Here is a 26,745-nt window from a genome sequence, read left to right on the forward strand (position 1 = left end):
CTTTTTTTATGGGGCCCCCTGTTTTTAATCCCGTAAATTCCCGTGAGGCACAGCATGATCAGCACCGAAATCAACTATGGCGATGTTTATCTCGTTCCCAAGAAAACCGTGGTCGACAGCCGCAAGGAATGCGATACCTCGGTCGCCTTCGGTCCGCGCCGTTTTACCATGCCGGTTTACCCTTCGAACATGAAAAGCGTGGTCAATGCCGCATCCTGCGAGTACTTCGCGCGCCTGGGCTGGTTTTACACCATGCACCGCTTCAATGTGAGTGTGGTTGAATTTGTTGCCGACATGCAGCAAAAAGGTCTGTTTGCCTCCATCAGCATGGGCGTGAACGAGGACTCCTACCAGCAGGTGAGCGATCTTCAGGCCGCCGGCCTGACCCCCGAGTACATCACGCTGGATGTGGCCAACGCCTGGTGCGTCAAGGCCGAGCGCATGATCAAGCATCTGAAGGCCAGCTTTCCGGGCAGCTTTATCATCGGCGGCAATATTGCCACGGCCGAGGCCGCGCGCGAACTGGAAGCCTGGGGCTGTGATGCAATCAAGGCCGGCATTGCCGGTGGCCGCGTCTGCATTACCAAGAACAAAACCGGTTTTCATCGTCCGATGATTTCGACGGTGCAGGATTGCGCTGCGGCGGTAAGCGTACCGGTGATTGCCGATGGCGGCATCGTCGAGCATGGCGATATTGCCAAGGCGCTGGTGTGTGGCGCGACCATGGTGATGGCGGGTTCGCTGTTTGCCGGTTTTGACGAGTCGGCTGGCGAGATCGTCGAGATCAGCGGCAAGCTGTACAAGGAATATTTCGGCAGCGCCTCGCAGTTCAACAAAGGTGCTTACGTCAACGTCGAGGGCAAGAAGATTCTGGTCGAGTACAAGGGTCGCATCGACAAGCTGCTGCTTGAATTGCAGGAAGACCTGCAGTCCTCGGTCAGCTATGCCGGTGGCCGCGATCTGGCTGCCCTGCGCGACGTCGAGATGATACGCGTACCGCGCTGAGGCAATAGGCACGGCAGCTTAGAGCTGCAGTGCCTGAGTGAGCGCCGACTCCAGCGCCAGCAGGGACTTGTCGTCACTGCCACCATCGGCCGACAGCAAGAAGGAGTCTTCTACCCGGCTGCCTAGCGTCATGATCTTGGCTGAGTGCACACCGAAGCGGTGCTCGGCCAGAACCTGGCTGATGCGTGCCAGCAGGCCGGGGCGGTCGCCGGCCACGATGGACAGTACATAGTAAAGCGCCTTGTCGTCCGGATGCAGCGATACTTGCGGCTGGATGGGGAAGTGCTTGAGATGGCGGTCTATGCGCCCGGATTTCGTGACGGCGGCTGTCTCGCCCGACAGCAGGCGCTGGGCCAGTTCAAACTCGATAAAGTTGATCATGGCGCGGTAGTCGTCGGCATGATGCTCGGGAATGAACACATGGAAAGTGTCGAGTGCGTAGCCATGGCGGGTGGTGTGCACGCGGGCATCGGCGATGCTGTAGTGGGTACGTCCGAAAAATGCGCAGATGCGCGAAAACAGCGTGCTCTGGTCGGGGGTGTAGACCAGGACTTCGATGCCTTCGCGCGACTCGCTCATGCGTGCCTTGACAATGGGCGTGGGGCTATCGACCAGACGGTTAAGTACGCGGGCATGCCAGGCAATGGTGCGCACGTCGTGGCGCAGGAAATAAACCGTATCCAGTTGCTGCCATAAGCGCATTTCCACACCTTCGGGCAGGGCATTCAGGCGCAATTCGGCGCGTGCCTGCGCCTGACGTTCGCTGATCACCGACTGGCAGTCAACCTCCCCCCCGCTTTCCAGTACCCGCAAGGTCGCGTGATACAGGTCTTCCAGCAGCTTGGCTTTCCAGCCGTTCCAGATCTTGGGGCTGGTGCCGCGAATGTCGGCAACAGTCAGCAGATAAAGCGCCGCCAGCCTGCGCGGGTTGCCGACGGTCTCAGCAAAATGCAGTACGGTTTCCGGGTCGTAAATATCTTGCTTTTGCGCCACGGTCGACATGCTCAGGTGTTCGCGTACCAGCCAGACGATCAGCTCCCTATCTTCAAACGACAAGCCGTGGGTCTGGCAGAATTCGGCCGCATCCACCGTGCCCAGCTGGGAATGATCGCCGCCGCGCCCCTTGGCGATATCGTGGAACAGGCCGGCGATATACAGTACTTCCGGTCGCTCGAAACTGGTAATCAGGCGGCTGAGCAAGGGGTATTCGTGATTGAAGGCGGGTACGGCAAAGCGGCGCAGATTGCGCACCACCATCAGGATGTGTTCTTCCACGGTATATACATGGAACAGGTCGTGCTGCATGCGCCCGATAATACGGCCGAATGCCGGCAGATACTTGCCCAGTACGCCATACAGATTCATCCGGCGCAGGGTGTGGGTCAGCCCGTTTTCACGGAACATCTGCAAAAACAGGGCACGGTTGTGCCGGTTGCGGCGAAAGCGCTCGTTGATATGGCGGCGCGCGCGCCACAGGGCGCGCAAGGTGCGCGGTGCCATGCCGGTCAGCTCCGGATGGCGCTGCATGTGCAAGAAGGCTTCCAGTATCGCGCCAGGGTCGTCCTCGAAGACATCATTGCCGTGTATGCCCAGCATATCGTTGACGCGGTAAAAACGGCTATCGATATCAATGGTGACGCGGGGCAGGGGGCAAAACAGCAGGGCGCGGATATTGGGCAGCAGGATGCCGGAGAGCTGGCTGACCATGCGCGAGGCCTTGTAGTAGGCCTGCATCATCTCTTCGCTGGCGCGGCGCTGTGGTGCATCGGCATACCCCATGGCCAGCGCGGTTTGCTGTTGCAGATCGAAGATCAGCCGGTCTTCACGCCGTTTGGCCTGCAGGTGCAGCTCAATGCGCAGTTTCTCCAGCTGGCGCTCGCTGATGCGCAACATGCGCGCTTCGGTCGGCGTCAGAATATCTTTTTGCACCAGCATATCCCAGCTGCTGCCAAGACCGATGGCGCGTGCCAGCCAGATAATCGTGTGCAGGTCGCGCAGACCGCCCGGGCTGTCTTTGAGATTGGGCTCCAGATTGCTGGTGCCGGAAAACAGCCGGTTATGGCGTTGCGTTTGCTCGATCAGCTTGCCTTCGAGAAAACGCAGCGGGTCGCGCACCCGGGCGGTGGCCTGATTCAGTTCGGTAAACAGCACCGGGTTGCCGCATAGCAGCCGGTTTTCCAGTAGCGTGGTTTCTACGGTCAGGTCGGCCTGGCTCTCGCTCAGACATTCGGCCACCGTGCGTACGCTGTGGCCGACTTCCAGCCCGATATCCCATAGCAGGCCGACAAAGCGGGTGAGTGTGTCGGTGAGTAAAGCATCCGGCGCCGCTGGCAATAGAATCAGCAGGTCGATATCGGAGCAGGGGAAGAGCTGGCCGCGGCCATAGCCACCGACGGCCAGCAAGCTGGCTTGCTGCTCAAGCGCCAGTGCATCCCAAATGGTGCGGATGTAGCCGTCTATCAGCAGGCTGTGGCGGTTCAGATAGTCGCGCGCCCGGCCATCGTGGCGGTAGCGCTGTGCTAATGACTGGCGTTCGGTCTGCAGCTCGCGACGCCATGTTTGACACGCTAAAAAGTCGTCGCAAGGCTGCATGATTTAACGCCTTTCCTGATGGGCTATGGCCCAGAGGCCGGCCAGTAAAAACAGCAAGGTAGGGGCGGTTGCCGAAAAGACCGGATTCCACTCGTAAAGCAGTCCCAGATGGCCGAACAGGCGGTTGGTAAAGTGAAAGGCGATGCCGAGACAAATTCCGGTAAACAGCTTGACGCCCATTTCACCCTGGCGGCGAGAAACCGGGGTAAAGGCCAGTGCCACCAGCGCCATCGAGATGCAGGCCAGCGGATAGAACAGCTTGCTCCACAAGGCGATCTCATAGCGCTGGGTTTTCTGGTGGTTGGCTCTCAGATGATCGATATAGGCCTTGAGGTTGTAAGCCGACATCTGCTCCGGTACCACCAGCAGTACCGATAGAATGTCTGGCTGCAGTACCGATTTCCATTGCAAGGAGGAGAAGGTTTCCACGCGGATACGGTCCGGCTCGATGTTTGAGTCGCGTACACCTTCCAGTTTCCAGTAGCCGTTGCCCTCGTAGCTGCCGCGCTGGGCGAAACGCGAGCGCGTCAGCTTGAATTCTTTGTCGTAGGTGTAGACGCGGATATTCAGCAAGGTCGTGTCCGGCAGCATTTCACCGATATTGATGAAGTTATTGTCATCCTTGGCCCACAGTCCCGAGCGGAATTCCTGGGCAACAACCGAGCGGGTGTTGTCCAGCTTGAATTTCTCGGCGGTCTGCTCCGACCAGGGCGAAATAAACTCGCCCAGCAACAGCGCCATCAGCGCGCAGCCGCTGCCGAAAAGCAGCATGGTCCGGGCGATTTGCCCCAGCGAAACCCCCGAGGTGCGGATGGCGGTGTACTCGGAGCTGGCCGAGAGCTGGGTCATGGCCACCATGCAACCGATCAATACCGCCAGCGGCATCAGTTCGTAGGCGTGGCCCGGCATCAGCAGTGCGACATAGCCCAGCATGGCGACAATGTCGTAGCTGCCCCGGCCTATGCGCGGTAACTCCTTGATGACGTCAAAAAATGCATACAAGCCGATCAGGGCTATCAGGGTAAACAGGCTGGCCGAGAGAAAGCTGGCCAGCAGATAGTTGCGAATCTGTTTCATGCGCGGGTCTTTGTGCGATTTTGTTGTCTACGTGCATTCCATGCCGCCGCAACAAAGCCGGTTGGCCGGTTGCGGTACCAGATCAGGCCCAGCGCGATACCCAGCATCAAAAGATGGATGGGGAGAATGCCCAATGCCGAAGAAATTTTGTCATGGGCAATCCAGTCGCGCAGCAGCCACAAGCCATTCTGGTACAGCAGGTAAGCACCCAGCGCCATCACCAGGTTATAAGCATGGCCGCTACGCGGATTGTAATAGGCCAAGGGAATGGCGAGCAGCGCGAGAATGAGCGAACTTAACGGCATGGACAGGCGCCAGGCCAGTTCGGCGCGATCCGATGCGGTGTGGCCGGCGAATAATTCTAGCGTGGAGCGTGTTTCCGAGTCGCTGGCAGGCTCTATCAGGCGCGGGCTTTCCCCCATCCTGACGCTATAGCGTTTGAACTGGCCGATCTCGAACTCGCCCGACCCTGCTTCGCCTATATAACGGTGACCGTTATCCAATACCAGTTCGCGCACGCCCTTGTTATTGACGCTTAGCTTGCCTTGCTCGGCGAAAATGGTCGAAACCTCGTCTTTTTCGATGGACTGCACAAACAGATTGCGCGAGGCCCCGTCTTCGGGGCTGTAACTTTCGATAAAGTAGATGCGCTTGCCGCCTTGGGCTTCCTTGAATACACCGGGGGCCAGTGCCGATATTTCTTCGCGCTGCTTGAGGTTTTGCGCGTATTCCTTGCTGCGGTATTGCGCCCACGGTCCGATAAACGAAGTGCCGATAATGATCAGCAGGGTAAAGGGCAGGGTGAAACGCAGCACCGGTGCAATCCAGCGGGTCAGCGACATGCCGGAAGAAAACCATACCGCCATTTCATGATCGCGCCAGGCACGGCCCAGTACCACCATGACGGTGATGAAAATGGTGAGGATCAGCAAAACCGGGAAAAAGCCCAGTGCCCAGAAGCCGATCAGGGCCGCGACCGCTTCGTTGGCAACACGGCCTTGCGCCGCCCGGCCCAGCATATTGATGGTCTGGGTGGTCAGCAAGATGGCGAACAGTACAAGAAACACGCCGATACTGGTGACTGTCAGTTCACGTGTCAGACTTTTTCGAAAAACCATGGGAAGATGCGCCTGTTTTTGACAATTTGTCAAAAGCGTATAGATAATGAGAAAAAGCCCGTCAAGGGCCAGTCTTATGGATTTTTCGCCCCGCGCCGGGGCGTCGCCCGCCGGAGCCTGTCGGTTTCTGGCGGCTCTCTTAATGATACGTAATGCATCGGGAGCAGGCTCATGGAGTTTAACATTAAAAGTGGAAGTCCGGAGAAGCAGCGCGTAGCCTGCGTAGTCGTCGGTGTTTACGAGTCGCGCAAGCTGACGCTGGCGGCTGATTTGCTGGATCGCATCTCCAACGGCTTTATCGGCGATGTGTTGCGCCGTGGCGATATGGAAGGCAAGCTGGGCAGCACCTTGCTGCTGCATTCGGTGCCGCATACCTTGTGCGACCGTGTTCTTTTGGTGGGACTGGGCAAGGAGCGCGAGTTCCGCGCCAAGGAATACCGTGAAGCGATACGCACTTCTGCCCGTGCGCTGACGCAAACGTCGTCCAGCGAAGTGGTCAGCTATCTGTCCGAGCTAAGTGTGAAAAAACATGACGTAGAATGGATGGTCGAGCAAGCCTGTGTGGTGACGCTGGATACCTTGTACCGCTGCGATACATACAAGTCGCGTCAGGACGAGAGCGTGCGCGAGCCGCGTAAATTTACCCTGGCGGTGCCACGGCGCAGTGATCTGGCCGATGGCGAGCGAGGTCTGGCGCGCGGTCAGGCAATCGCAGCCGGCATGAAGCTGACCAAGGATCTGGGCAATGCGCCGGGCAATGTCTGCACACCGGACTATCTGGCGCATCAGGCGCGCGCGATTGCCGAGTCCTTTGGTGCCGAAGCCGAGATTCTGGACAAGGCGGCGATAGAAGAGGCAGGCATGGGGTCTTTTCTGGCGGTGGCCAAGGGCAGTGAGCTGGAGCCGCGCTTTATCGTGCTGCGCTACTTCGGTGCCAAGGACAAGGCCGACAAGCCGTTTGTACTGGTCGGTAAAGGCATCACTTTTGATTCCGGCGGTATCTCGCTCAAGCCGGGCGAAGCCATGGACGAGATGAAGTACGATATGGGCGGTGCCGCTGCCGTATTGGGTACCTTCCGCGCGGCAGTCGAGATGAAGCTGCCCCTGAATATCGTGGTGCTGATTCCGACCTGCGAAAACATGCCGTCCGGACGGGCGCTCAAGCCGGGTGATATTGTCACCTCCATGTCGGGCCAGACTATTGAAGTGTTGAATACCGATGCCGAAGGCCGCCTGATTCTGTGTGATGCACTGACTTATGCCGAGCGTTTCGAGCCGGCTGCCGTTATCGATGTGGCGACCCTGACCGGTGCGTGCATCATTGCGCTGGGTCATGTGGCGACCGGGCTTTACAGCTCGCAAGACTCGTTGGCACGTGATCTGGTCGCGGCTGGCGAAGAGGTCGGTGATCGTGCCTGGCATATGCCTCTATGGGAGGAGTATCAGGAGTTGCTGAAGAGCCCGTTTGCCGATATGGCCAATATCGGTGGCCGTGCCGGTGGCAGCATCAGCGCCGCCTGTTTCCTGTCGCGCTTTGCCAAGGCCTATGACTGGGCACATCTGGATATTGCCGGTACCGCCTGGAAGAGCGGCAAAGACAAGGGCTCGACCGGTCGACCCGTGCCGCTGCTGGTGCAATACCTGCAAGACCGTGCCGATATCGCACTGGGCAATGTCGTGCGTCGTGGCCGTCCGCGACGCGAGGTGACGGAAGCGCCGGATCAGCATGACGCAGATTGATTTTTATACCGGTGTGGCCGATGCACCGGCCTTTGCCTGCAAATTGGCGGCAACTGCCTACCGCAAGGGGGCCAAGCTGTTTGTGCTGTTGCCGGATGCGGCTGCGCTTGAGCGCTTTAGTGCGCGCTTGTGGAGCTTGTCCGAAACGGCGTTTATTCCGCATTGCAAGGCCGATGATGCCATCGCCAGTCAGACGCCGGTCTGGCTGGGGTTGTCGCTGGCTGCCTGTAGCGAGGATAGGGTGTTGTTGAATCTGGGCGGGGAGCCGCCGGCCGATCCCGCGGCCTTTTCCCGTATTCTGGAAATTATCGGTGTTGATGAGGACGCGCTAGCCATGGCGCGGACCCGTTTTCGCTTTTATCGTTCTCTGGGGCTTGCCATTGAGCACCATGATATGCGCCATCGCCAAACATGACCGTTATTGCACCGCATGGACAAGCTTTGCCCGACAACCTGCCCGTCCTGACCGAGGTGGTCGAAACCGAGTTGCCGGTTTCCGGCTCTTTTTCTGAGGCGGAGCCTTTCGCCAGCCAGCACTTCGGTGCGCCGCTGGATTTGCCGCCGGCGTTAACGCAGGCGCTGCCCCCTGTGCTGGATGTTACGCCGGGCGATGCCTTGTTCGAGTCGCTGCCTGCCATCGATCTTGAGCTGGGTGCAGGGTCAGCGCATCAAACAGCAAAAGACGAGGCGCTTTTTTCCGAACTGGCGCCTGCCGATATCTGGCTTGATCACACTACGCCACCGGCCTCGGTCGATAGTCTGCTGGAAGACTTCGACTTTGCCTTCGATGCCCCAGATCCGGCATTGGCGCTGTCCGCAACAGCGCCATCCTCCTCTTGGCAGTCTGATGTGCCTGATCTGGATCTGGCGAGTCTGGTGCCAGATACCCCCCTTGAGGACATGCAGCCTTTGCCAGACGCCACCGGTTTGCCGGCCGTCGATGCACGTTTCGATTTTAGTCCTGCATCGCAGCCGCCTGCTTTTGAGGCGGAAACCGGGCATGGATTGCCGCTTCAGCCAGAGATTGAAGTGGCCGGTGTACCTGTGTTTGAGGAGGTGCCCGAGCCTGTGGTGATGCCAGCTCTGATGGAAGAGCCTGAGCCTGTCGTGATGCCAGCGCTGATGGAAGAACCCGAGCCTGTCGTGATGCCAGCGCTGATGGAAGAGCCCGAGCCTGTCGTGATGCCAGCGCTGATGGAAGAGCCCGAGCCTGTCGTGATGCCAGCGCTGATGGAAGAGCCCGAGCCTGTCGTGATGCCAGCGCTGATGGAAGAGCCCGAGCCTGTCGTGATGCCAGCGCTGATGGAAGTGCCCGAGCCTGTCGTAATGCCGGCACTGGCGGTAGGGGCTGCGTGCGCGGTGATGCCATTACTTGATCAGACACAGGCTGTCGCCAGTTCGATCGAGCCTCCGGCAAGAAAGCAAAACATTGCCGTAGTGGATGAGGCGGCGTTGCTGGATGCGGTTTACCAGCGCATTGTGCCGCGCATGAAAGTCGAGCTGACCTTGTGGCTGCAGGACGCAATCGAGGTGCAGAGCAAGCATATGCTCGCCGGCGTGATGCAGCAGATGAAGGAAGATTACGACATGCTGTTTGGTGAGACGCTGCGGGAAAGCGTGCGCCAGGCCATTGCCGATATTGGCCAGAATGAACAATGCAAGGATGACAACCATGGGTAACCGCCTGTCCAAGATCATGACCCGTACCGGTGACGATGGCACTACCGGCTTGGGCGACGGCAGCCGTCTGGGTAAGGAGTCGCCGCGCATTGCCGCATTGGGTGATGTGGATGAACTTAACTGCTGCATGGGTTTGTTGCTGGCGGAACCCTTGCCCGAGCATGTGGCCGTTTTTTTAGGCGCAGTGCAGCATGATTTGTTTGATCTGGGTTCAGAGCTGGCCGTGCCAGGCTATAGCGCGCTAAAAGAGGGGCATGTAGCCAGGCTTGAGCAGTTTTTGACTGAATGTAATGCGGCGCTGCCCATGCTTAAGGAGTTCATCTTGCCCGGTGGTTCGCGTCAGGCTGCGCTGGCACATCAGGTGCGATCCGTTTGCCGGCGCGCCGAGCGCGCGCTGGTCTTGCTGGCCCGTGAAGAAGATGTATCCCAAGCTGCATGCCAGTATCTGAACCGGCTGTCCGATCTGATGTTCGTGCTGGCACGGGTCTTGAACCGCGATGCGGGTGTAACCGATGTTTTGTGGCAGCCGCACCGTTATGGCGATGCCTGAGCGAGGCTAGGGGAATGCGCGCGCGCCGCCAGCCCCGCCAGTTGCTCAATGCGCTGGCGACCTTGTTTTCTGCCGCGCCCTTGCACCGCAAAATTGCCGCTGCCTTGTTTATCCTGGTGGCGGTTTTTGTTTTATGGCAGGGGCCGGCACCGACAGGTGAAGTGCATGGCAGGGTGACCCAGGTGGCCGATGGCGACACGCTGACGGTGCTGGATGGTGCCGGCCAGACGCACAAGATACGTCTGGCTTTTATTGATGCGCCGGAGCGTGCCCAAGCGGGGGGCAATGCGGCACGGGATGTCTTGAAATCCTGGGTGAGCGGGCGCGAAGTCCGGGTGCTTGTGCTGGAGCAGGATCAGTATGGGCGCAGCGTAGGCCAAGTCTGGCTGGACGGGCGCGATATCAATCTGGCGCTGGTCGATAGTGGCCAGGCCTGGCATTACCTGCAATACGCCAAGGGCAGGCAAGCCGCCAGCGACTACACGCGCTACCAGATGGCGGAGATGCAGGCGCGACAAGCGCATATCGGTTTGTGGCGGCATCAGGCCGAGCCGCCATGGCGCTGGCGCGCCCGCCAGAGAGGGGCTAATCAGACAGGCGGCCAGGCCTCGATTAATGCTTTTGGGTTAATAAAATAAGTTGAAATAGTCAAATAGACTGAATATTGACGCGTATCAAGTCGTTTATATCCCATGTGGGTCATGATTGGATGTCTTCAACGTCCGCACAGGCTTAGTATGGCAGTCACCCTATACGATGATGGCATCCATAAATGCATCGGTTTTACCGAGCTTGTTCAGGGTGAAGGCATTCAGGCTAACCAGTTTGCAATCGTCAATAACGGCGAGGGGATGTTGCTCGACCCGGGTGGCAACCTGACCTATAAGCACCTGATCGCCGAGATGGCGAGTTTCTTCCTACCTTCGCATACCCGTTATATTTTCGCATCGCATCAGGATCCTGACATTATCGCATCGGCTAACGGCTGGTTGCTGATTACCGATGCCCAGATCCTGATTGCCGAAGAGTGGACCCGTTTTCTGCCGCACTTCTGTGTCAAGGGCGTGACAGAAGGCCGTCTCATTGCCATCCCGCCGCGTGGCATGCGGGTCAGTCTGGGCGGTGCCAGCCTCGATATCATTCCCGCCCACTATTTACATACAGTCGGCTTTTTTCAGGTGTATGACCCGATCAGCAAGATCCTGTTTTCCGGTGACATTGGTGCGTCGCTGGTCAGTGGTGCTGATGCGGCAAGCCCGGTCGAAGACTTCGAGCGCCACTTGCAGGACGCGCATATGCAGGCTTTTCACCGCCGCTATATGAGCAATAACAAGGCCTGCCGGCTGTGGGTGCAAATGGTGCGCCAGATGGACGTCGAGTGGATTGTTCCCCAGCATGGCAGCTCGTTTCGCGGCAAGGAAATGGTCGGCCGCTTCCTTGACTGGTTCGAGACTTTGGAGTGCGGTACCGATTTGCTGACGCCATCCGATTTCCCGCCCCCACCTGTGACGGTGTGCTGATATGTCGGACCTGGCTTTGTTGTTGTCGGCGCTGGGCCTGGTGCTGCTGTTGTGGTTTGTCCGGCTATGGCAGCGCCGCTTGGCATCCGATGTGATGGTGCCGCCGCCAGTGTGCGCAGCTGTCGAGCCGGGCGTGCCACCGGTACAGGGCGATGGCGAGCAGCCTAGCGATCAGATCGATGTCCATACCGTTGAGCCATTGACCGAAGCACAGGTCTATCTTTCCTTCGGCTACACCCAGCGCGCCGCCGATACCCTGCGTGCCTGCGTCGAGAGGGATGGGGCCGTTAACCAGGAAGTACTGGAAATACTGTGCCGGCTTTATCTGGAATTAGGTGAGCTGGACGGCTATTGCGACATCCTGCCGCTGCGCCAGTTAACGCCTGCAGCACTGGAAATGGCAGTGCGTGCCGGATTGGCGCTTGACCGCAATCATTTGGGGCTGAGAGTGCTGGCCGATGAGGCGCTGCAGATGGGGCCGGAGGCATTTACGCCTGTCGATATACCCGCTGACGACAAGACAGGTCGGATGTCGTCCCCCATGCCTGCCGCCGCAGTCGCGACCACGGCAGTGCAGGCTGATGCCGTACCCGCAGGTGTATGCCTGATTGACGGGGCGGGGGCGGTGCTGCGTTCACTGGAGCCAGATGAGACGCGGGTCATTTGCTTGTTTGTGCCGGCGCAGCGTCGTGTGCGCCTGTTGCTGGCGGCTAATGATAGTGACCATGCTTTGCCGGCGCTACGCGAAGCATTACGCGAAACACCCGGCAAACCTTCCCTGTTGATCGACCTGCTGCAAGTGCATTACCAGCACCGCAATATCGATGCTTATGCATTGGCCTTGTGGCAGCTGTTTGTCGCAATGGGGGAAGCGGGGGCAAGCTTGCGTGAAAAACTGCTGCATCACGGGCTGGCCTTGGGTTACCACCCCGCGTTCGCCGAGCTGGCACAGGCTGACAGCCGCATGGTGCTCGAAGCAATAGGGCAGCGCTACGGTTTTGTCCGTAGCCGTCCGCTTGCTAAAGCGAAGCTGTGGCTGGTCGAGAAGGTGGCAGACGCTGGCAGACCGATGGCGGCGAGTGTGCTGGAAGAAGCGGATGCCTACCTGACTTTCGGCCAGCTGGAGGCAGCGTTGGAGCTGCTTGAGCGCAGTATTGCCAGCACGCCGGCGCAGCTTGAGCTCTATCCGCCCTTACTGGCCTTGTATGAAAAAATGGAAGACTTGCCCGGATTGCTCGCGCTGCAACACACCTTGCTGCATGGCACACAGGCGCTGCCGGATGAAGGCGCAGTGATGATCAACACTCTTATCCGGCGCCTGCAAAGGCCTGCCGAGGTGGCCTGATAGATGATGACCACGGTCGATGCCCACACCCTGATGGTGCTGGCGCTAGGGATGGATGTACGCAAGCTGGCCATTTTGCGCATGGCTTTTCGCATGCACAAGGCGATACGGTACCAACTGTCCGAATCCGCTCATGATGTGCCGGTACTGGCCATTGTCGATGTTGACAGTCCGCAAGGCTGGGCAGTCTGGGATGGCTTTCGGGCTGCGCATCCCGCCTTGCCTGCATTGATTGTTTCCTCTTTTGCGATCACGGATGCGCCCGCGCCGGTGTTGCCTAAGCCTATCCGCGTCGAGACCCTGTTCCCCGCCTTGCAACAGTTGCTGGTGGATAAGCCGGTCGTGGCAGAGCGCAGCCCGCTTGTCGCTGCGCAGGCGGAGGTTGCGCTGGCTGAAGCACCGCGTGTTGCCGTTATTTCCCATGCAATAGCCGAGCCGGTTTCTTCCGGTACTGCCGTGCCAGCGCTCGAGATGACGGCAGCCATGCCTGCGTCAGACTGCGATGGCCAGCAGGATGATCCTGTTATTCCGGTGGCGCAGAAGGCGGATGCGGTACCTCAGGTATTGCCCAGGGCGGTTGCGGTATGGCCGCAGGCCATGGGCAGTTTTGACCCGAATGCCGGCTTGTATGGTGTGCTGCGCACCTTGTACCGCAAACGGCGCAGTGCTGCGGTGCTGGCTCATGGCAAGGTTGTGCTGCACTTTTATCCGGCTCAGGAAAAGTGTGAGCTGCTTGCCGATCTGGCGCTATTGGTTCAGCTGTGCGCAGCGCCCAAGAGTGAGTTACGTCTGGCCGTGTTGCCGGACGGGCAGGAGAGTGCGCGACCCGATGCCCCAAGCGCACATGCGGTGCTATGGCAAGTTGCGTTATGGACCGCCCGCGGGCGCATGCCCCGCGGGCTTGACGGTAATAGCCAGCTGCGTTTACGGCACTGGCCCAACCTGACCCGGCTGGCCGCCATTCCCGATGCGATGCGCATGGCTGCATTCTGGACGCGCACGCCGGCTAGCGCATGTATGGCGCAGCGCATGTTGGGGCTGCAAGCGTCCGATCTGTGCAATTTCATTGCGGCATGTCTGGCTATTGACTTGCTCGATGCCCGCTTGTCTGCGGCCGCATGTAGCCCGCCGCCCATGGTGCAACCTTTGCCCGACGTCGCGCGTCGTGGCCTGCTTTCCCGCTTGCTCGTGCGTTTGCGCGGGGCTTAAGACCAGGAATCGATATGCGTCAACAGGATAACAAGATCATCTTTACCGGCCCTGTCGGTGCCGGCAAGACAACGGCCATTGGCAGTATCAGCGAGATTAGCCCGGTCAGTACGGATGTGCAGGCCAGTGACATGACGCTTAATCGCAAAGGCGAGACCACCATCGCGCTCGACTATGGACTGATGCAACTGGGCGATGGCGTGCGCGTTCACCTGTACGGCACGCCGGGGCAGGAACGCTTTGACTTTATGTGGGAGATCATCAGCAAGGGGGCGATTGGTCTGATTGTCCTGATCGATAACAGTCGGCCCAATCCCAGTGGCGATCTGCAGTTCTTTCTGAACGCATTCAAGACGCTGCGTACGCATGCGCCGCTGGTGATCGGCGTGACCAAGACGGATCAGGCGCCACAACCTTCCGTTGAGGTCTACGCGACCTTGCTGGAAAAATTTGGTCTGCATCCGCCGATTCTTGAGGTTGATCCGCGCAATGGCGACGAGGTTCGCCAGTTGCTGATGGCCTTGCTTTTTACCATTGATCCAGGGCTGGAGGGCTGAGATGCAAGGGAGCTACCAGTTATGCGGTCCCTACTATGCCAGAGCAACGCCGGGTGGGGCCTACTATGCCGCGACAACGACGCGTCAAGATCCGGGGCGCAATATGATGCTGCATATCCTGCGCGATGGCGCACGGGTGCCGCTGGATGGTGCCACCTTGAGTCGCTGGTTCCCGGATGATGCGCCCGAGGTGTTGGCCGAACGCCTGTACCGCCTGCAAAAACTGGAGTTCGTTGAGGCGCAGCTGACACCGCAGCCGCCGCAAGATACCCGTCTGGAAGTGCTGCTGCCGCCATGGCTAAGCCTGTTGTCGGAAAGTGGCCGCGCCTTGCTGGCTGATGATAATGGCTTGTGTTACGCCAATTCAGGGTTTGCCCACGAAACGGCCGAAGAATTGTCGGCATTGGGTGGCGATCTGATTCAGCTGACCCATCGTCACCATCGGCTGCTGCACAATAATTTACAGCTGGCGAGTCAGGCGTGGGCACTGACGGCACCAGATGGTCAGGCTGAACTTAGCTTTCACCCCATTTTGATTGGTGAGCAGCCGTTTATGCTGGTGATCGGGGGCGCCCCCAGATTGAATTCGTCGGCACTGGTCGACCTGATCGAGGCGCTTTGCCGCCGTTATACCTGACCCAAGGAATTCCCGGAGAAAAACCCATGCGTGAACAAATGCTCAAATCGATACTCAGCGACCTGAACGGCGCCAGCGCCGATATCGAGGCTTCTGCGATTATTTCGGCCGACGGGCTGACCATGGCAGCTTTGCTGCCACAGAGCGTGGATGAGGACCGTGTCGGTGCGATGGCCGCCGCGATGCTGTCGCTGGGCGAGCGTACCGCACGCGAGCTGGCACGCGGCACGCTGGAGCAGGTGATGATCAAGGGGGAGGAGGGTTATATCTTGATGAGCTATGCCGGGCGCGACGCCGTGTTGACGGTGATTGCCCGCAAGGAAGCCAAGCTTGGCCTGATCTTCCTTGATGCCCGCCGCGCGGCAAAAAGCGTCGCTGAAATCCTGTAGCCGGCTTGCCGGTGTATGCCCTTATGGCTAGGGGGCTGTCTGCATGACCGATGTCTGCCTCACATCCATCTAGCAGACAGCTAGGGCGCGAGTGTCGCGAGCCAGCGGGCAATGCGCTGGGCTACACTTTCCCAGCCTGCGTCCAGCATCATCATATGGGCGAGTTCCGGCAATATTTCTGCATCTACCCCCAGTCGTGTGGCACAACTGGCAACATCTGAGAGCGTGATGATTTTGTCTTGACCTGCGCCCAGCACCAGCGCCGGCGTGCCATGCAAACGGCGCTGCCACAGCGGGTTGACCAAGGTCATGTCCATAATCGCGCGCTGGCTTTCCTGTTGCGAGCGCTGTGCCAGCAGTGCGACATCCTCCTCTTGTGCCGTATCCGAAAACAGCAGCGCGCGTATTTCTGCCAGATAACGGCTTGCCATCGGTCCCGGGCTTGCCTGATAGCGGTTTAACGCCAGCAGCAACTCTGGGGTATAAGTCAGCATATTCAGGGCGGAGGCCGTCAGCCCCAGCGGGGAGACCGAGGCTAAGAATGCGGCACCAGGCAGGGTATGGCGGGTCAGGTATTGCTGCAGCACAAAGCCGCCCATGGAGTGGGCGATGACGATGGGGGCGCACTCTAGAGCGGCAATCGTGCGGGTCAGATTGTCGACATAGTCCTGAATGCTGATGGCGGCCAGATAGAATTTGCCTTCGCTTGATGCATGACCTTCCAGACTCAGCGCCAGACAGTCGTAGCCTTGGGCGTTGAACCACGGCATAAAATGGCGTTGCCAGCACCAGGCACCACTGAAAGCACCATGGACAAATAAAAGCGGCGGCCCTTTGGGCGCGCCGCTGGCAGGGCTATGGAGCAGTTCTAGTTTTGCGGGCATTTACAGGATTTCGGTTGCATAATCGGCCAGGCGCGAGCGTTCGCCGCGCTGCAAGGTGATATGACCGGCATAAGCCCAGCCCTTGAAACGGTCGACGACGTAAGTCAGTCCGGAACTGCCTTCGGTCAGATAAGGCGTGTCTATCTGCGAAATATTTCCTAAGCATACCACCTTGGTGCCGGGGCCGGCGCGGGTAATCAGTGTCTTCATCTGCTTGGGGGTGAGGTTTTGTGCCTCGTCTATGATCAGGTATTTGTTGAGGAAGGTGCGACCGCGCATGAAGTTCAGACTCTTGACCTTGATGCGCGAGCGGATCAGATCGCGGGTTGCGGCGCGCCCCCAGTCGCCGCCATCGTCTTCGCTATGGCCCAGTACATCGAGGTTGTCTTCCAGCGCACCCATCCAGGGAGCCATTTTTTCCTCTTCGGTGCCGGGCAAAAAGCCGATATCTTCTCCGACTGGGATGGTGACGCGGGTCATGATGATTTCGCTATAGCGTTTGTCTTCCAGCGTCTGGGCAAGACCGGCGGCCAGCGTCAGCAGGGTCTTGCCGGTGCCGGCCTGCCCCAGCAGGCTGACAAAGTCGATCTCGGGGTCCATCAGCAGATTGAGCGCGAAGCTTTGTTCGCGGTTGCGTGCAGTAATGCCCCAGATATTGTTCTTGTTGTGGCTGTAGTCCTTCAGTGTTTCCAGCGTGGCTTCCAGTCCTTCAAGCCGGATCACCCGCAGCAGCAAGGGCTGTTCGCCTTGTTGGAACAAGAGCTGGTTGCGGTAAAGCGCGGCCACGTCCGGCCCGTTGATCTTGTAGTAGCTGCGGCCGTGCTCGGTCCATGACTGGACATCATTGCCGTTGCGCTCCCAGAAACCGGTATCGATCTCACGGCTGCCGGTGTAGAGCAGGTCGCTGTCTTCCAGCACCTTGTCGTTAAAGTAGTCTTCGGCATCCAGCGACAGTGCGCGTGCCTTGATGCGCATATTGATGTCTTTGGATACCAGAACCACCGGCCGTTCGGGGTGCAGCTCCTTGAGTGCGCGAACAATGCCGAGGATCTGGTTGTCGGCTTTTCCTGTCGGCATGGACGCCGGCAAAACACTATGGATGATCTGCGTTTGCAGTAGTAAATGGCCGCTGGCTGCGCCCTTGCTGGAACTCTGTAGCGGAATGCCCAGTTCGATCGGGCTATCGCTGCTGCGCAGGATTTCATCGAGAAAACGGCTGGTCTGGCGCGCATTGCGCGCCACTTCGGACATGCCGCTTTTGTGCATGTCCAGCTCTTCCAGCGTAATGATGGGAATGAAAACGTCGTGTTCCTGAAAACGGAACAAGCTGGTCGGGTCATGCAGCAGCACATTGGTGTCAAGCACGAAGAGCTTACGTGCTGGCACTTTCTTGCGTGTCGTCATGATGGTGCTCCTTAACAGGATCGACCGGCTTGCCCGGCCCGGTTTACAGCCCCTTGATATAGGCGAGAACCTCGGTGGCGTGTTCGGCCACCTTGACGCCGCGCCAGCTTTTGAGAACCTGGTTGTCGGCACCAATCACGAAAGTACTGCGCTCGATGCCGCGCACTTCTTTACCGTACATTTTCTTTTGCTTGATCACGTCAAACAAGCCGCAGGCCACTTCTTCGCTGTCCGACAGCAAGGCAAAAGGCAGACTGAACTTGGTCTTGAAGTTCTCGTGCGACTTGAGGCTGTCGCGCGAAATGCCGGCAATGTCGGCGCCTGCGGCCTGAAATTCACTATACAGGTCACGGAAGGCGGCTGCCTCATTGCTGCAGCCCGGGGTGTTGTCCTTTGGGTAGAAATACAGCACCAGCGGCTTTTGAGCCGAGGACAGGGTAAAGCTCAGGCCGGAGGTGGCGGGCAGGGTGAAGTCGGGGCAGGTTTGGCCGTCCATAAAATATCCTCTTGTTGTTTGCGATGGGGATGCTGCTAATTGGCCTTGGGCTCTTGGCTCTCAAGCCTTGGTGTCAACGCTTTGGCCCAGATGGGCAGGGTTATTAAGCTGGGCCGGCACCGGCACGCTTTGCAGCAGGGCCAACGCCCCTTGAGCCTCTATCTGTGTGGCTTTTTTCAGCATGGTGATCTGCACGCTTTGCTGTACCTGCGCCTGTTGCATTTGGCTGATGGCTTCCATGACCCTCTCCCGATAGTGATGAACTATGGCAGAATACACCGGTTTAATCACATCCCGTGCGGCAAGCTGATAAAATGCCCGCCATCAATCGCCCACAGGAATAACCATCATGAGTGCAACTCGCCACAGTCCGCTGCTGATTCTGGGTTCCGGCCCTGCCGGCTACACTGCTGCCGTTTACGCGGCGCGTGCCAACCTGAAGCCGGTGCTGATTACCGGCATGGCGCAAGGCGGCCAGCTGATGACGACCACCGATGTGGACAACTGGCCGGCCGATGCCGAAGGCGTGATGGGGCCGGATCTGATGCAGCGTTTCCAGCAGCACGCCGAACGCTTCGGCACCGAAATGATTTTCGACCAGATCCACACCACCTATGTGCAGGAAAAGCCTATCCGTCTGGTAGGCGATGCCGGTGAGTACACCTGCGACGCCCTGATTATTGCCACTGGCGCGTCGGCCCAGTATCTGGGCCTGCCTTCGGAAGAAGCCTTTTCCGGCAAGGGGGTATCCGCCTGCGCCACTTGCGACGGTTTCTTCTATCGCAACCAGGATGTTGCGGTAATTGGTGGCGGCAATACTGCAGTGGAAGAAGCGCTGTATCTGGCCAATATCGCACGCCATGTGACGCTGGTTCATCGTCGCGACACCTTCCGTGCAGAGAAGATTCTGGTCGACAAGCTGATGGCGCGCGTCGCCGAAGGCAAGATCACGCTCAAGCTCAATGCCAATCTGGACGAAGTGCTGGGCGACGCCAGCGGCGTAACCGGTGCCCGTCTGCGTGGCAACGACGGTTCGCTGGAAGACATCAAGCTGATGGGCGTGTTTATCGCGATCGGCCACAAGCCGAACACCGATATTTTCAAGGGTCAACTCGAGATGGATGCCACCGGCTACCTAGTCACGCAGGGTGGCCGCGACGGTAACGCGACCGCCACCAGCGTAGCGGGTGTATTCGCGGCCGGCGACGTGCAGGATCATATCTACCGTCAGGCGGTGACCAGTGCTGCCTCGGGCTGTCAGGCCGCGCTGGATGCCGAGCGCTACCTTGATCAGCTGAAGTAAATCTTGAAGGCTTACAAGGCCGAGCTCAAAAAGCTCAAACAACAGGTAAGGCCCAAGGCCTTGCCTGTTGTGCGTTCAGCGCCAGTGCCTGAAGAAAACGAAGACCCCGACTTTGCCCGGCTGTTTGCCGATGTCAAACCGCTTAAGCATGCAGCTCGCGCACCCGATACTCGCCCCAAACCACCGCACTGGCCCCGCCATGGCAAGGACAATCATGGCAGCAGCGACGCGCTGGACGAACATCTGCTGCATGAGATGAGCGGCTGGTTCGAACGCGACGAGCAGGCGGGGAGTTTTTTGGGGAACGGGCTGCCATCGGGTACGCTGAAAAAACTGCGCGGCGGGCACTGGCCGGTGGTGGCCACGCTGGATCTGCATGGCACCAACCGCTATGAGGCACATAGCCTGCTGGCGCTATTTCTGCATCGCGCCCGCGCACAGGGCAACTGTGTACGCGTGATCCACGGCATGGGCTATGGCTCGCGCGGCACGCCGGTGCTGCCGCGCATGGTGCGCCACTGGCTGATGCACCACCCGCAAGTCCTCGCTTTTTGCACCTCCAACGCCCGCGATGGCGGTGATGGTGCGCTTCTGGTTTTGCTCAAGCGTAGCGCGGTGTCGCGCGAAGACTGACGCCTGCGTTTGCCTAAGCATGCGCAGGCGCTGGTGTTTACTCCGAGCGCCGGCGGCGTGCTTCTTCCAGCAGATAGACCTGATAGTCGTCCAGATCACCATCGAAGTCCTGTACCCCACCACGCGAAACCAGCCAGAACTCGTCGCATACCGCGCGCAGCAAGGCGCGGTCGTGGCTGACCAGCATCACCGAACCTTCAAACTCGTTGAGCGCGACGCTGAGCGCCTCGCGGGTGGCCAGATCCAGATGGTTGGTCGGTTCATCCAGCAGCAAGAGGTTGGGGCGCTGCCAGACCAGCATGCACAGTACCAGCCGCGCTTTTTCGCCGCCGCTCATGCTGCCCACCGCCTGCTTGACCATGTCGCCACTGAAATTGAAGGTGCCGAGGAAGTTGCGCAGACCCTGCTCGCGGCAATCGGCCGCATTGGGGCGGATGGCGGCCGGAATGTCGCGCGCCAGGCGGAACATATGTTCCAGCGGGTTGTCTTCGGGGCGTAGCACATCCAGTTCCTGCTGCGAAAAGTAACCGATATTCAGTCCCTTGCCGCGGATGATTTCGCCGGAAATCGGGTTGAGCGCGCCGGCAACGGTTTTGACCAGCGTCGACTTGCCCTGGCCGTTGGCGCCCAGAATACCGATGCGCTGGCCTGCCAGTACCGAGCGGCTGACCTGCTGGACGATGGTGGTCGGTGGCGTGCCCTCGGCGCTGCCTTCCGCCGGCGGATAACCGAAGGCGGCTTCGGCGATGGTCAGCATCGGGTTGGGCAGGCTCATCGGCTCCTTGAACTCGAACTGGAAGTCGGCATCGGCCAGTACCGGAGCGATCTTTTCCATGCGCTCCAGTGCCTTGACGCGGCTTTGTGCCTGCTTGGCCTTGCTGGCTTTGGCCTTGAAGCGGTCGATGAACTTTTGCAGGTGGGCCATCTTTTCCTGCTGCTTGGCCTGTGCCGCCTGTTGCAACAGCATCTGCTCGGCCCGCATGTCTTCAAACTTGCTGTAGTTGCCGCCGTAGCGCACCAGCTGGCCATGGTCGATATGCAGCGTCACATTGGTAACGGCATCGAGAAATTCACGGTCATGGCTGATCACCACCATGGTGCCGCCATAGTTCTTCAGCCAGGCTTCCAGCCAGACCAGCGCATCAAGGTCAAGGTGGTTGGTCGGCTCGTCCAGTAGCAGCAGGTCGGACGGGCACATCAGCGCGCGCGCCAGTTGCAGGCGCATGCGCCAACCGCCGGAGAAACTGTTGACCGGCAACTCCAGTTCGGCCACCTTGAAGCCCAGCCCCAGAATCAGCGATTGCGCGCGCGCGGCAGCATCGTGCTCGCCGGCGTCGTTCAGCGCCATATAGGCATGAGCCATGGCCATGCCGTCATCGCCGGCTTCGGCTTCCATGACCTCGGCGCGTGCCGCCAGCAGGACGGTATCGCCCTCGATCACGAATTCGGTCGCGCTTTGCGCGGTTTCCGGCATGTCCTGTGCTACCTGTGCCATCCGCCACTGGTTGGGAATGGAAAATTCGCCGCTGTCTTCGTGCAGCGTGCCGTTGAGCATGGCAAACAGGGAGGATTTGCCCGCGCCATTGCGCCCGACCAGGCCGACTTTTTCGCCGGGGGTGAGTGTGACCGAGGTGTTGTCCAGCAGGACTTTGGTGCCGCGACGCAAGGCCACGTTTTTCAAAATAATCATGGAGAGTGCCGACCGGCGGGTGTTGTATGCGTTAAAAGGCGGGTATCGCTTGCGACAGCCAAAGCGGCTGCAATATTGCCACCTTGCCATGCCGGCAGGGTGGCGCGTCATCATCTTGTGTGGTAGTAACGCCGGCGTTGCACTGGCAAACCGGCATTCGCTAAAACGATGGCCGGGTTTATTTCCACACCGGCTTGGGTGGGGTGCCTTCGGATACGGTCAGGATCTCGTAGCCGGTGTCGGTGACGAGCAGGGTATGCTCCCATTGTGCCGACAGGCTTCGGTCCTTGGTGACTACGGTCCAGTTGTCAGCCAGCATGCGCAGGTGGCGTTTGCCCTGGTTGATCATGGGTTCGATGGTGAAAATCATGCCGGCCTGAATTTCGACGCCGGTACCCGGGCGGCCGTAGTGCAACACCTGTGGCTCTTCGTGGAATTTGGTGCCGATGCCGTGGCCGCAGAATTCCTGCACCACGCTATAACCCGCTTTTTCCGCATGCTGCTGGATGGCGTAACCGATATCACCCAGGCGCGCGCCCGGCTTGACCTTTTCTATCCCTTTCCACATGCACTCGTAAGTCACGCGGCACAGGCGGCGGGCGTGCTCGCCGACTTCGCCGACGTAATACATGCGGCTGCTGTCGCCGTGGTAACCGTCCTTGATGACTGTAATGTCGAGGTTGACGATCTCGCCGTTTTTGAGCGGCTTGTCGTTGGGAATGCCGTGGCAGATGACCGGGCCAACCGAACTGCAGATGGATTTGGGGTAGGGCGTGCCGCCATCAGGCGCGTAGTTGAGCGGTGCCGGAATGGTGCCCTGTACGTTGACCATGTAGTCGTGGCACAGGCGGTCCAGTTCTTCGGTGGTGACGCCGGGTTTAACAAAGGGCGTGATGTAATCCAGCACCTCGGACGCCAGGCGTCCAGCGATACGCATTTTTTCGATGTCCTGCGGAGTCTTGATGACGATGCTCATGGCGGTGTCGCAAAGAGTGTGATAACACGCCATGGTAACAAAAACGGGCACCCTAAGGTACCCGTTGCGTTTCAAAGTGTTAAAGCCGATCAGAAGTTGACGCGAATGCCTGCACCGATAGCTTGCGGATCGCTGCCAGCTTCCAGGCCGGTCAGCGGGTTGATCGCGAAGCTGGCTTTTTGTTTGGCATTGTTGTTGATCTTGGTGGCGTAAGCGTAAGCCTGAGTCAGTTTGGACAGGTTGTAAGTGCCGCCCAGAATCCACTGCGAAGCCTTGTAGTCGTCAGCGTTGGACTTGCCATCCGCCTTGCCCAGCGCGCCGTAGGACAGACGAACCGAGCCTGCGCCGATGTTCTGCTGTACGCCCAGAGTCCAGTCGTTCTGCTTCAGGTCGTTGCCGACTGCCTGGTCTGCGCGTGCCCATTCGTAGCCGCCGATCAGCAGGGTATCGGCGATCTTGTAGGAGGCGCTCAGCTTGTAGAATTCTTTTTTGTCGGTGCCTGCTTCCGGGTTTTTTTGCTGGTCGTAACCGGCACCGATTTTCAGGCCGTCCAGCGTGTACTGGGCTGCGACCGACCAGCGGTTGTTGCTGGTGCTGGCTTCATCTGCTGCAAAGGATGCGCCCAGAACCAGGCCGCTCAGATTGCTGGTGGTATAGCTGATGCTGTTCTTGTAACGGGCTTCACCACGGCTGAAGATCTGGCTGGCACCTTGGTTGCCGGCGGTGGTGTTGACCATCAGGTCCTGGCCGGTATCGGTCAGGCGCTTGTAGGCGGAGTCGTATTGACCCAGTAGTATGGTGCCGAGGGTCGCGTCGGACAGACCAACGAAGCTGTTGCGCTGTGCCCAGGTATTGGTGCGGGTGCCGTCGGTGCCGCCAACGTCATAGCGGTCCAGCGAGTTTTCAACCTGCCAAACGGCCTTCAGGCCGTTACCCAGATCTTCGTTACCCTTGAAGCCGATGCGCGCATTGTCGGAATTGACACGGGTGGTGCTGGCAACTGGTTTGTCACCGCCGCTGGCCTTGGCCGATTCAACGCTGCCAGCCATGAAACCATAGATTACGACGTCGGCGTGGGCGACAACCGGCAGGGCGAACAGGGTGGCCAGGGCGATGGCGAGGGTTTTCTTTTGCATGCTTGCAGTGCTCCGTTTCGAGAGGGCTAAATTATTTAGGCATACCGGCCGCTTCTGTGGCGGCGCGTTGCGTGTGCTAATTTAGCAACGAAACGTTGCGCTTATGTTGCAAAATGGGTAAAAAACCACCTAGGGTTAACCCTAGGTGTTGTTTTTACGCCAAAAATTTGTTGGGATAGATCTCGTCGATCAGGGTTCGGCAGTCGACAATGCGCAACTGGTTGTCGCGGGCGAAGTCCATCAGGAAGGTGAAGATGGACGGATGGATTTTTTCCAGCTTCTTGTCGATGGCGACGCAGCGTACGCCATCGAGCAGCATGGGACGGACAAACTGGTGGTAAGCCAGTTTCTGGTCCTCGCCGAAGGAGGACATGATGCCGGACAGTCGTTCGGCCCAGTCGCTGGGGCGGAAGGTGCGGCCTTCCTCGGTAATGCCTTGGATAACGATTTCGTAGGGATTGCAGATCATGATGGCGGCGCTTGCCTTGCAGGGTGGTTGTCTCTTATATCCGGCATGCTGCGCGGGTGGTCGCAGCATGCCGGAGAGTTATTCCGCCATTCTATCCTAGTTTCAGATGCGCTTGAATGGGGGGAGTGAAGACAGCAGCTTTTTTCCATAGCGCTGACGGGTGATGCGGTTGTCGAGTATGGTGACCCGCCCCCAGTCCTGCTCGGTGCGGATCAGGCGTCCTACTGCCTGAATCAGCTTGATTGATGCTTCGGGGACCGTGACTTCGATAAACGGGTTGCCTCCACGCTTTTCTATCCAGCGCGCCAGTGTTTTGCCTACCGGATCATCCGGCATGGCAAACGGCAGTTTGGCGATGATGACGTGTACGCAGGCTTCGCCCGGCAGATCCAGTCCTTCCGAGAATGAGTCCAGCCCGAAAATCACGCTGGCCTTGCCATCCTTGATGCGCTGGTAATGGTTTTCCAGCAACCTGCTTTTGGGTAGCTCGCCCTGTACCTGTACCGTGGCGCGCAAGGTGTCGGGCAGGGCGCTGGCGACTTCCTGCATCTGGCGGCGCGAAGAAAACAGCACCAGCGTGCCGACTGCCTGGGTTTCATCTATCAGCTTGGGTAGCCAGTCGGCGATTTCGCGCGTATGTGCCGCCGGGTCTTTGGGGCTGGCCGACAGCGGTGGCAGATAGAGTTCGCCTTGTTCGTTGAAATTGAATGGCGAATCCAGTGCAATGCAGCTTACTTCAGGCAGCCACTTCAGGCCGGTTTGCGACAGCAATAGCTCAAACTCGCCCAGGGAGCGCAAGGTCGCCGAGGTCAATAGCGCGGCGGCGGCGCGGCGCCACAAGGTGGCGGCCAGACTGGCGGCAGCGCTGACTGGCGAGGCGCAGAACTGGTAGTCGCCCTTGCCGTCGAGCTTGCGCGACACCCACTTGGCAATCGGTGGCGCATTTTCGTCGCTTTCCTTTTCGAACAAATCCCATACCGCGTTGAGCTGCTCGCTACGCGCAACGATAAAGCCCAGATCGGTTGAAGCCTTGTCCAGTGCGGGCGCTTCTTGCGGTTTGTCGCGCCGCACTTCGGCCAATGCGTCGCTCATGCCGGAAATGTGCTTGTACAGCATGCGTGCTGCCAGTGCCATATTGCCGGCCGGCTGCTTCAGGTGCTCGGGCAGGCAGCCGTCTTCCAATAGCCAGGTCGGCTCGGGGTTGCCGTCCGAGGCCGACAGAGCAGGCTCGCCGCCCAAGAGCCACAGCCATTCGGTCAGTGTCTCCATGCAGGCCGCCGCTGCTTCGATCGCGTCATTGCATAGCTCGGGCTTGGCAATATGGGTCTCGATACGCGCCGATAGTGCAGCGACTTTTTCCAGCCAGCCCATGGCTTGCGCCAGGCTGTGTTCGGCTGCGAATTGATTGACCGCTTTTTTGGCCAGATGGTGCGCTTCGTCTATGCAGTAAAAACTGTCGTCCGGTGCCGGCAAAATCACGCCGCCGCCCATGGCGATGTCGGCCAGCATCAGGTCGTGGTTGGCCACCACTACATCGACGTTTTCCAGTGTGTCGCGGGCCAGGTAGAACGGGCATTCGGCACGGTTGGGGCAACTGGTTTTGAGGCAGCCATGCCTGTCGTTGGTGACGCGAAACCACAGGTTGTCGTCGATGATGGTCGGCCAGCTGTCACGGTCGCCATTCCACTGGCGCTGATGAAAGGCCGAAGACAGGATGTTGAGCGTGTCCAGTTCCGCCTGTTCCGGTTTTTTGTCCCATAGCGCCAACGCAGGGTCGGGCGCAAACAGCGCATCCTGTGCGTGTTCGGCCGTCAGACCATATAGCCGGTACGGGCACAGGTAGCGGCCACGCCCCTTGGCCAGCGCAAAAGTGAGCGGCAGCCCGCTGTTCTCGATGACAAAAGGCAGGTCGCGGTTAACTAGTTGCTCCTGCAGGGTAATGGTGGCACTGGTGACCACCAGTTTTTTGCCGCGCATCTTCGCCATGACGCCGCCGGCCAGCAAATAGGCCAGACTCTTGCCGACACCGGTCGGCCCCTCGACCACGACGATGCTTTCCCCTTTGCGCTCCGGCAACTCCCCGTCTTCTATGCTTTTGCTACGCGAGAAAGCGTTGGCAATTTCAGCCAGCATGCGGCGCTGGGCAGCGCGTGGACGGAATCCGGGCAGGTTGTCGGACAGGGTTTTGTAGTGGTCGCGGATCGCGTCTTTTTCGGCATCGGTAAGCATGGCGCGATTGTAACGTATGGGGGCTATGTGCGGTCGCAAAATGACGGCGCGCCCACAACTGGATACGATAGCCAAACGGCATTGATTGTCACAATAATGAAGCCGG

Annotated in this window: 25 protein-coding genes and 1 pseudogene; 14 read left to right on the top strand and 12 right to left on the bottom strand. The window is 59.1% G+C overall.

What is annotated here, in order from left to right:
- Window positions 1-54: 54 nt before the first annotated feature.
- On the top strand, window positions 55-1,005 hold the full coding sequence (locus tag GQF02_RS12545) for a GMP reductase (RefSeq protein WP_160797605.1): 951 nt from the start codon (window positions 55-57) through the stop codon (window positions 1,003-1,005).
- Between the two features lie 18 nt (window positions 1,006-1,023).
- Here the strand turns inward: GQF02_RS12545 and GQF02_RS12550 are convergent, their stop codons facing one another.
- From GQF02_RS12550 to lptF, 3 genes are read right to left on the bottom strand one after another with little or no spacing between them, the layout of a single operon-like run.
- Window positions 1,024-3,597, bottom strand: coding sequence for a [protein-PII] uridylyltransferase (locus tag GQF02_RS12550; RefSeq protein ID WP_160797607.1), 2,574 nt, complete (start codon window positions 3,595-3,597; stop codon window positions 1,024-1,026).
- A gap of 3 nt (window positions 3,598-3,600) precedes the next feature.
- Window positions 3,601-4,674, bottom strand: a complete 1,074-nt coding sequence (gene lptG / locus GQF02_RS12555; protein WP_160797609.1) for an LPS export ABC transporter permease LptG — start codon at window positions 4,672-4,674, stop codon at window positions 3,601-3,603.
- Window positions 4,671-5,792, bottom strand: a complete 1,122-nt coding sequence (gene lptF / locus GQF02_RS12560) for an LPS export ABC transporter permease LptF (protein ID WP_160797611.1) — start codon at window positions 5,790-5,792, stop codon at window positions 4,671-4,673. Before lptF ends, lptG begins: the two co-directional genes overlap by 4 nt.
- Window positions 5,793-5,963: 171 nt before the next feature.
- Between lptF and GQF02_RS12565 the strand changes: the two genes are divergently transcribed.
- From GQF02_RS12565 to GQF02_RS12615, 11 genes are all read left to right on the top strand, one after another.
- A complete protein-coding gene (locus GQF02_RS12565) occupies window positions 5,964-7,532 on the top strand; it encodes a leucyl aminopeptidase (protein WP_160797613.1) in 1,569 nt (522 codons plus the stop codon).
- Window positions 7,519-7,947 carry a DNA polymerase III subunit chi gene (locus GQF02_RS12570; RefSeq protein WP_124736146.1) on the top strand — a complete coding sequence of 143 codons (429 nt, stop codon included), beginning with the start codon at window positions 7,519-7,521 and terminating at the stop codon, window positions 7,945-7,947. The genes GQF02_RS12565 and GQF02_RS12570 overlap by 14 nt, the downstream gene beginning before the upstream one ends.
- Window positions 7,944-9,212 carry a hypothetical protein gene (locus tag GQF02_RS12575; protein WP_160797615.1) on the top strand — a complete coding sequence of 423 codons (1,269 nt, stop codon included), beginning with the start codon at window positions 7,944-7,946 and terminating at the stop codon, window positions 9,210-9,212. Before GQF02_RS12570 ends, GQF02_RS12575 begins: the two co-directional genes overlap by 4 nt.
- A complete protein-coding gene (locus GQF02_RS12580) occupies window positions 9,205-9,762 on the top strand; it encodes a cob(I)yrinic acid a,c-diamide adenosyltransferase (RefSeq protein WP_160797617.1) in 558 nt (185 codons plus the stop codon). Before GQF02_RS12575 ends, GQF02_RS12580 begins: the two co-directional genes overlap by 8 nt.
- A 14-nt stretch (window positions 9,763-9,776) precedes the next feature.
- Window positions 9,777-10,400, top strand: a complete 624-nt coding sequence (locus GQF02_RS12585; RefSeq protein ID WP_160797619.1) for a thermonuclease family protein — start codon at window positions 9,777-9,779, stop codon at window positions 10,398-10,400.
- Window positions 10,401-10,499: 99 nt separating this feature from the next.
- Window positions 10,500-11,282: an oxygen-binding di-iron domain-containing protein gene (locus tag GQF02_RS12590; RefSeq protein ID WP_160797621.1), complete on the top strand. Its 783-nt coding sequence runs from the start codon at window positions 10,500-10,502 to the stop codon at window positions 11,280-11,282.
- A 1-nt stretch (window position 11,283) separates the two neighbouring features.
- Complete coding sequence (locus GQF02_RS12595) at window positions 11,284-12,627, top strand: tetratricopeptide repeat protein (protein WP_160797623.1); 1,344 nt, start codon at window positions 11,284-11,286, stop codon at window positions 12,625-12,627.
- 3 nt (window positions 12,628-12,630) lie between these two features.
- The gene (locus tag GQF02_RS12600; protein ID WP_160797625.1) at window positions 12,631-13,836 is read left to right on the top strand and encodes a hypothetical protein; all 1,206 of its coding nucleotides are present in this window, start codon (window positions 12,631-12,633) and stop codon (window positions 13,834-13,836) included.
- 14 nt (window positions 13,837-13,850) lie between these two features.
- On the top strand, window positions 13,851-14,393 hold the full coding sequence (locus tag GQF02_RS12605) for a GTP-binding protein (RefSeq protein WP_160797627.1): 543 nt from the start codon (window positions 13,851-13,853) through the stop codon (window positions 14,391-14,393).
- A gap of 1 nt (window position 14,394) precedes the next feature.
- Window positions 14,395-15,030, top strand: a complete 636-nt coding sequence (locus GQF02_RS12610) for a roadblock/LC7 domain-containing protein (RefSeq protein ID WP_124736154.1) — start codon at window positions 14,395-14,397, stop codon at window positions 15,028-15,030.
- A 26-nt stretch (window positions 15,031-15,056) separates the two neighbouring features.
- Window positions 15,057-15,419 (top strand): roadblock/LC7 domain-containing protein, encoded by a 363-nt coding sequence (locus tag GQF02_RS12615; protein ID WP_124736155.1) that lies wholly within the window; start codon window positions 15,057-15,059, stop codon window positions 15,417-15,419.
- A gap of 80 nt (window positions 15,420-15,499) precedes the next feature.
- Here the strand turns inward: GQF02_RS12615 and GQF02_RS12620 are convergent, their stop codons facing one another.
- From GQF02_RS12620 to GQF02_RS12635, 4 genes are read right to left on the bottom strand one after another with little or no spacing between them, the layout of a single operon-like run.
- Window positions 15,500-16,303, bottom strand: a complete 804-nt coding sequence (locus GQF02_RS12620) for an alpha/beta hydrolase (RefSeq protein WP_160797629.1) — start codon at window positions 16,301-16,303, stop codon at window positions 15,500-15,502.
- Window positions 16,304-17,707, bottom strand: coding sequence for a PhoH family protein (locus GQF02_RS12625; RefSeq protein ID WP_160797631.1), 1,404 nt, complete (start codon window positions 17,705-17,707; stop codon window positions 16,304-16,306).
- A gap of 43 nt (window positions 17,708-17,750) precedes the next feature.
- A complete protein-coding gene (locus GQF02_RS12630) occupies window positions 17,751-18,203 on the bottom strand; it encodes a peroxiredoxin (RefSeq protein WP_160797633.1) in 453 nt (150 codons plus the stop codon).
- Between the two features lie 60 nt (window positions 18,204-18,263).
- Window positions 18,264-18,443 carry a putative motility protein gene (locus GQF02_RS12635; RefSeq protein WP_160797635.1) on the bottom strand — a complete coding sequence of 60 codons (180 nt, stop codon included), beginning with the start codon at window positions 18,441-18,443 and terminating at the stop codon, window positions 18,264-18,266.
- Between the two features lie 109 nt (window positions 18,444-18,552).
- On the opposite strand from GQF02_RS12635, the gene trxB reads away from it, so the two are divergent.
- Entirely contained in the window at window positions 18,553-19,506 is a 954-nt protein-coding gene (trxB, locus tag GQF02_RS12640) for a thioredoxin-disulfide reductase (RefSeq protein WP_124736160.1), read from the top strand.
- A gap of 3 nt (window positions 19,507-19,509) precedes the next feature.
- Window positions 19,510-20,139, top strand: coding sequence for a Smr/MutS family protein (locus GQF02_RS12645; RefSeq protein WP_160797637.1), 630 nt, complete (start codon window positions 19,510-19,512; stop codon window positions 20,137-20,139).
- Between the two features lie 37 nt (window positions 20,140-20,176).
- Here the strand turns inward: GQF02_RS12645 and GQF02_RS12650 are convergent, their stop codons facing one another.
- The 5 genes and pseudogenes from GQF02_RS12650 to dinG all read right to left on the bottom strand — a co-directional run bounded on the left by GQF02_RS12650 (window position 20,177) and on the right by dinG (window position 26,639).
- Complete coding sequence (locus GQF02_RS12650) at window positions 20,177-21,829, bottom strand: ABC-F family ATP-binding cassette domain-containing protein (protein WP_160797639.1); 1,653 nt, start codon at window positions 21,827-21,829, stop codon at window positions 20,177-20,179.
- Window positions 21,830-22,007: 178 nt separating this feature from the next.
- Window positions 22,008-22,805, bottom strand: coding sequence for a type I methionyl aminopeptidase (map, locus tag GQF02_RS12655; protein ID WP_124736163.1), 798 nt, complete (start codon window positions 22,803-22,805; stop codon window positions 22,008-22,010).
- An 89-nt stretch (window positions 22,806-22,894) separates the two neighbouring features.
- Window positions 22,895-23,941 carry a porin gene (locus GQF02_RS12660; RefSeq protein ID WP_160797641.1) on the bottom strand — a complete coding sequence of 349 codons (1,047 nt, stop codon included), beginning with the start codon at window positions 23,939-23,941 and terminating at the stop codon, window positions 22,895-22,897.
- 181 nt (window positions 23,942-24,122) lie between these two features.
- Window positions 24,123-24,413, bottom strand: a pseudogene (locus tag GQF02_RS12665) (DUF3579 domain-containing protein); the annotation flags it as partial.
- 99 nt (window positions 24,414-24,512) lie between these two features.
- Window positions 24,513-26,639, bottom strand: a complete 2,127-nt coding sequence (gene dinG, locus GQF02_RS12670; protein WP_160797643.1) for an ATP-dependent DNA helicase DinG — start codon at window positions 26,637-26,639, stop codon at window positions 24,513-24,515.
- Window positions 26,640-26,745: the final 106 nt, after the last annotated feature.

Origin of the sequence: Craterilacuibacter sinensis (assembly GCF_009831765.1) — a bacterium.
GTDB lineage: Bacteria > Pseudomonadota > Gammaproteobacteria > Burkholderiales > Chromobacteriaceae > Craterilacuibacter > Craterilacuibacter sinensis.

Excerpts from the sequence above, each read along its gene's own strand:
- GQF02_RS12545 (WP_160797605.1), top strand. The coding sequence starts at position 55 with ATGATCAGCACCGAAATCAACTATGGCGATGTTTATCTCGTTCCCAAG.
- GQF02_RS12550 (WP_160797607.1), bottom strand. The coding sequence starts at position 3,597 with ATGCAGCCTTGCGACGACTTTTTAGCGTGTCAAACATGGCGTCGCGAG.
- lptG (WP_160797609.1), bottom strand. The coding sequence starts at position 4,674 with ATGAAACAGATTCGCAACTATCTGCTGGCCAGCTTTCTCTCGGCCAGC.
- lptF (WP_160797611.1), bottom strand. The coding sequence starts at position 5,792 with ATGGTTTTTCGAAAAAGTCTGACACGTGAACTGACAGTCACCAGTATC.
- GQF02_RS12565 (WP_160797613.1), top strand. The coding sequence starts at position 5,964 with ATGGAGTTTAACATTAAAAGTGGAAGTCCGGAGAAGCAGCGCGTAGCC.
- GQF02_RS12570 (WP_124736146.1), top strand. The coding sequence starts at position 7,519 with ATGACGCAGATTGATTTTTATACCGGTGTGGCCGATGCACCGGCCTTT.
- GQF02_RS12575 (WP_160797615.1), top strand. The coding sequence starts at position 7,944 with ATGACCGTTATTGCACCGCATGGACAAGCTTTGCCCGACAACCTGCCC.
- GQF02_RS12580 (WP_160797617.1), top strand. The coding sequence starts at position 9,205 with ATGGGTAACCGCCTGTCCAAGATCATGACCCGTACCGGTGACGATGGC.
- GQF02_RS12585 (WP_160797619.1), top strand. The coding sequence starts at position 9,777 with ATGCGCGCGCGCCGCCAGCCCCGCCAGTTGCTCAATGCGCTGGCGACC.
- GQF02_RS12590 (WP_160797621.1), top strand. The coding sequence starts at position 10,500 with ATGGCAGTCACCCTATACGATGATGGCATCCATAAATGCATCGGTTTT.
- GQF02_RS12595 (WP_160797623.1), top strand. The coding sequence starts at position 11,284 with ATGTCGGACCTGGCTTTGTTGTTGTCGGCGCTGGGCCTGGTGCTGCTG.
- GQF02_RS12600 (WP_160797625.1), top strand. The coding sequence starts at position 12,631 with ATGATGACCACGGTCGATGCCCACACCCTGATGGTGCTGGCGCTAGGG.
- GQF02_RS12605 (WP_160797627.1), top strand. The coding sequence starts at position 13,851 with ATGCGTCAACAGGATAACAAGATCATCTTTACCGGCCCTGTCGGTGCC.
- GQF02_RS12610 (WP_124736154.1), top strand. The coding sequence starts at position 14,395 with ATGCAAGGGAGCTACCAGTTATGCGGTCCCTACTATGCCAGAGCAACG.
- GQF02_RS12615 (WP_124736155.1), top strand. The coding sequence starts at position 15,057 with ATGCGTGAACAAATGCTCAAATCGATACTCAGCGACCTGAACGGCGCC.
- GQF02_RS12620 (WP_160797629.1), bottom strand. The coding sequence starts at position 16,303 with ATGCCCGCAAAACTAGAACTGCTCCATAGCCCTGCCAGCGGCGCGCCC.
- GQF02_RS12625 (WP_160797631.1), bottom strand. The coding sequence starts at position 17,707 with ATGACGACACGCAAGAAAGTGCCAGCACGTAAGCTCTTCGTGCTTGAC.
- GQF02_RS12630 (WP_160797633.1), bottom strand. The coding sequence starts at position 18,203 with ATGGACGGCCAAACCTGCCCCGACTTCACCCTGCCCGCCACCTCCGGC.
- GQF02_RS12635 (WP_160797635.1), bottom strand. The coding sequence starts at position 18,443 with ATGGAAGCCATCAGCCAAATGCAACAGGCGCAGGTACAGCAAAGCGTG.
- trxB (WP_124736160.1), top strand. The coding sequence starts at position 18,553 with ATGAGTGCAACTCGCCACAGTCCGCTGCTGATTCTGGGTTCCGGCCCT.
- GQF02_RS12650 (WP_160797639.1), bottom strand. The coding sequence starts at position 21,829 with ATGATTATTTTGAAAAACGTGGCCTTGCGTCGCGGCACCAAAGTCCTG.
- map (WP_124736163.1), bottom strand. The coding sequence starts at position 22,805 with ATGAGCATCGTCATCAAGACTCCGCAGGACATCGAAAAAATGCGTATC.
- GQF02_RS12660 (WP_160797641.1), bottom strand. The coding sequence starts at position 23,941 with ATGCAAAAGAAAACCCTCGCCATCGCCCTGGCCACCCTGTTCGCCCTG.
- dinG (WP_160797643.1), bottom strand. The coding sequence starts at position 26,639 with ATGCTTACCGATGCCGAAAAAGACGCGATCCGCGACCACTACAAAACC.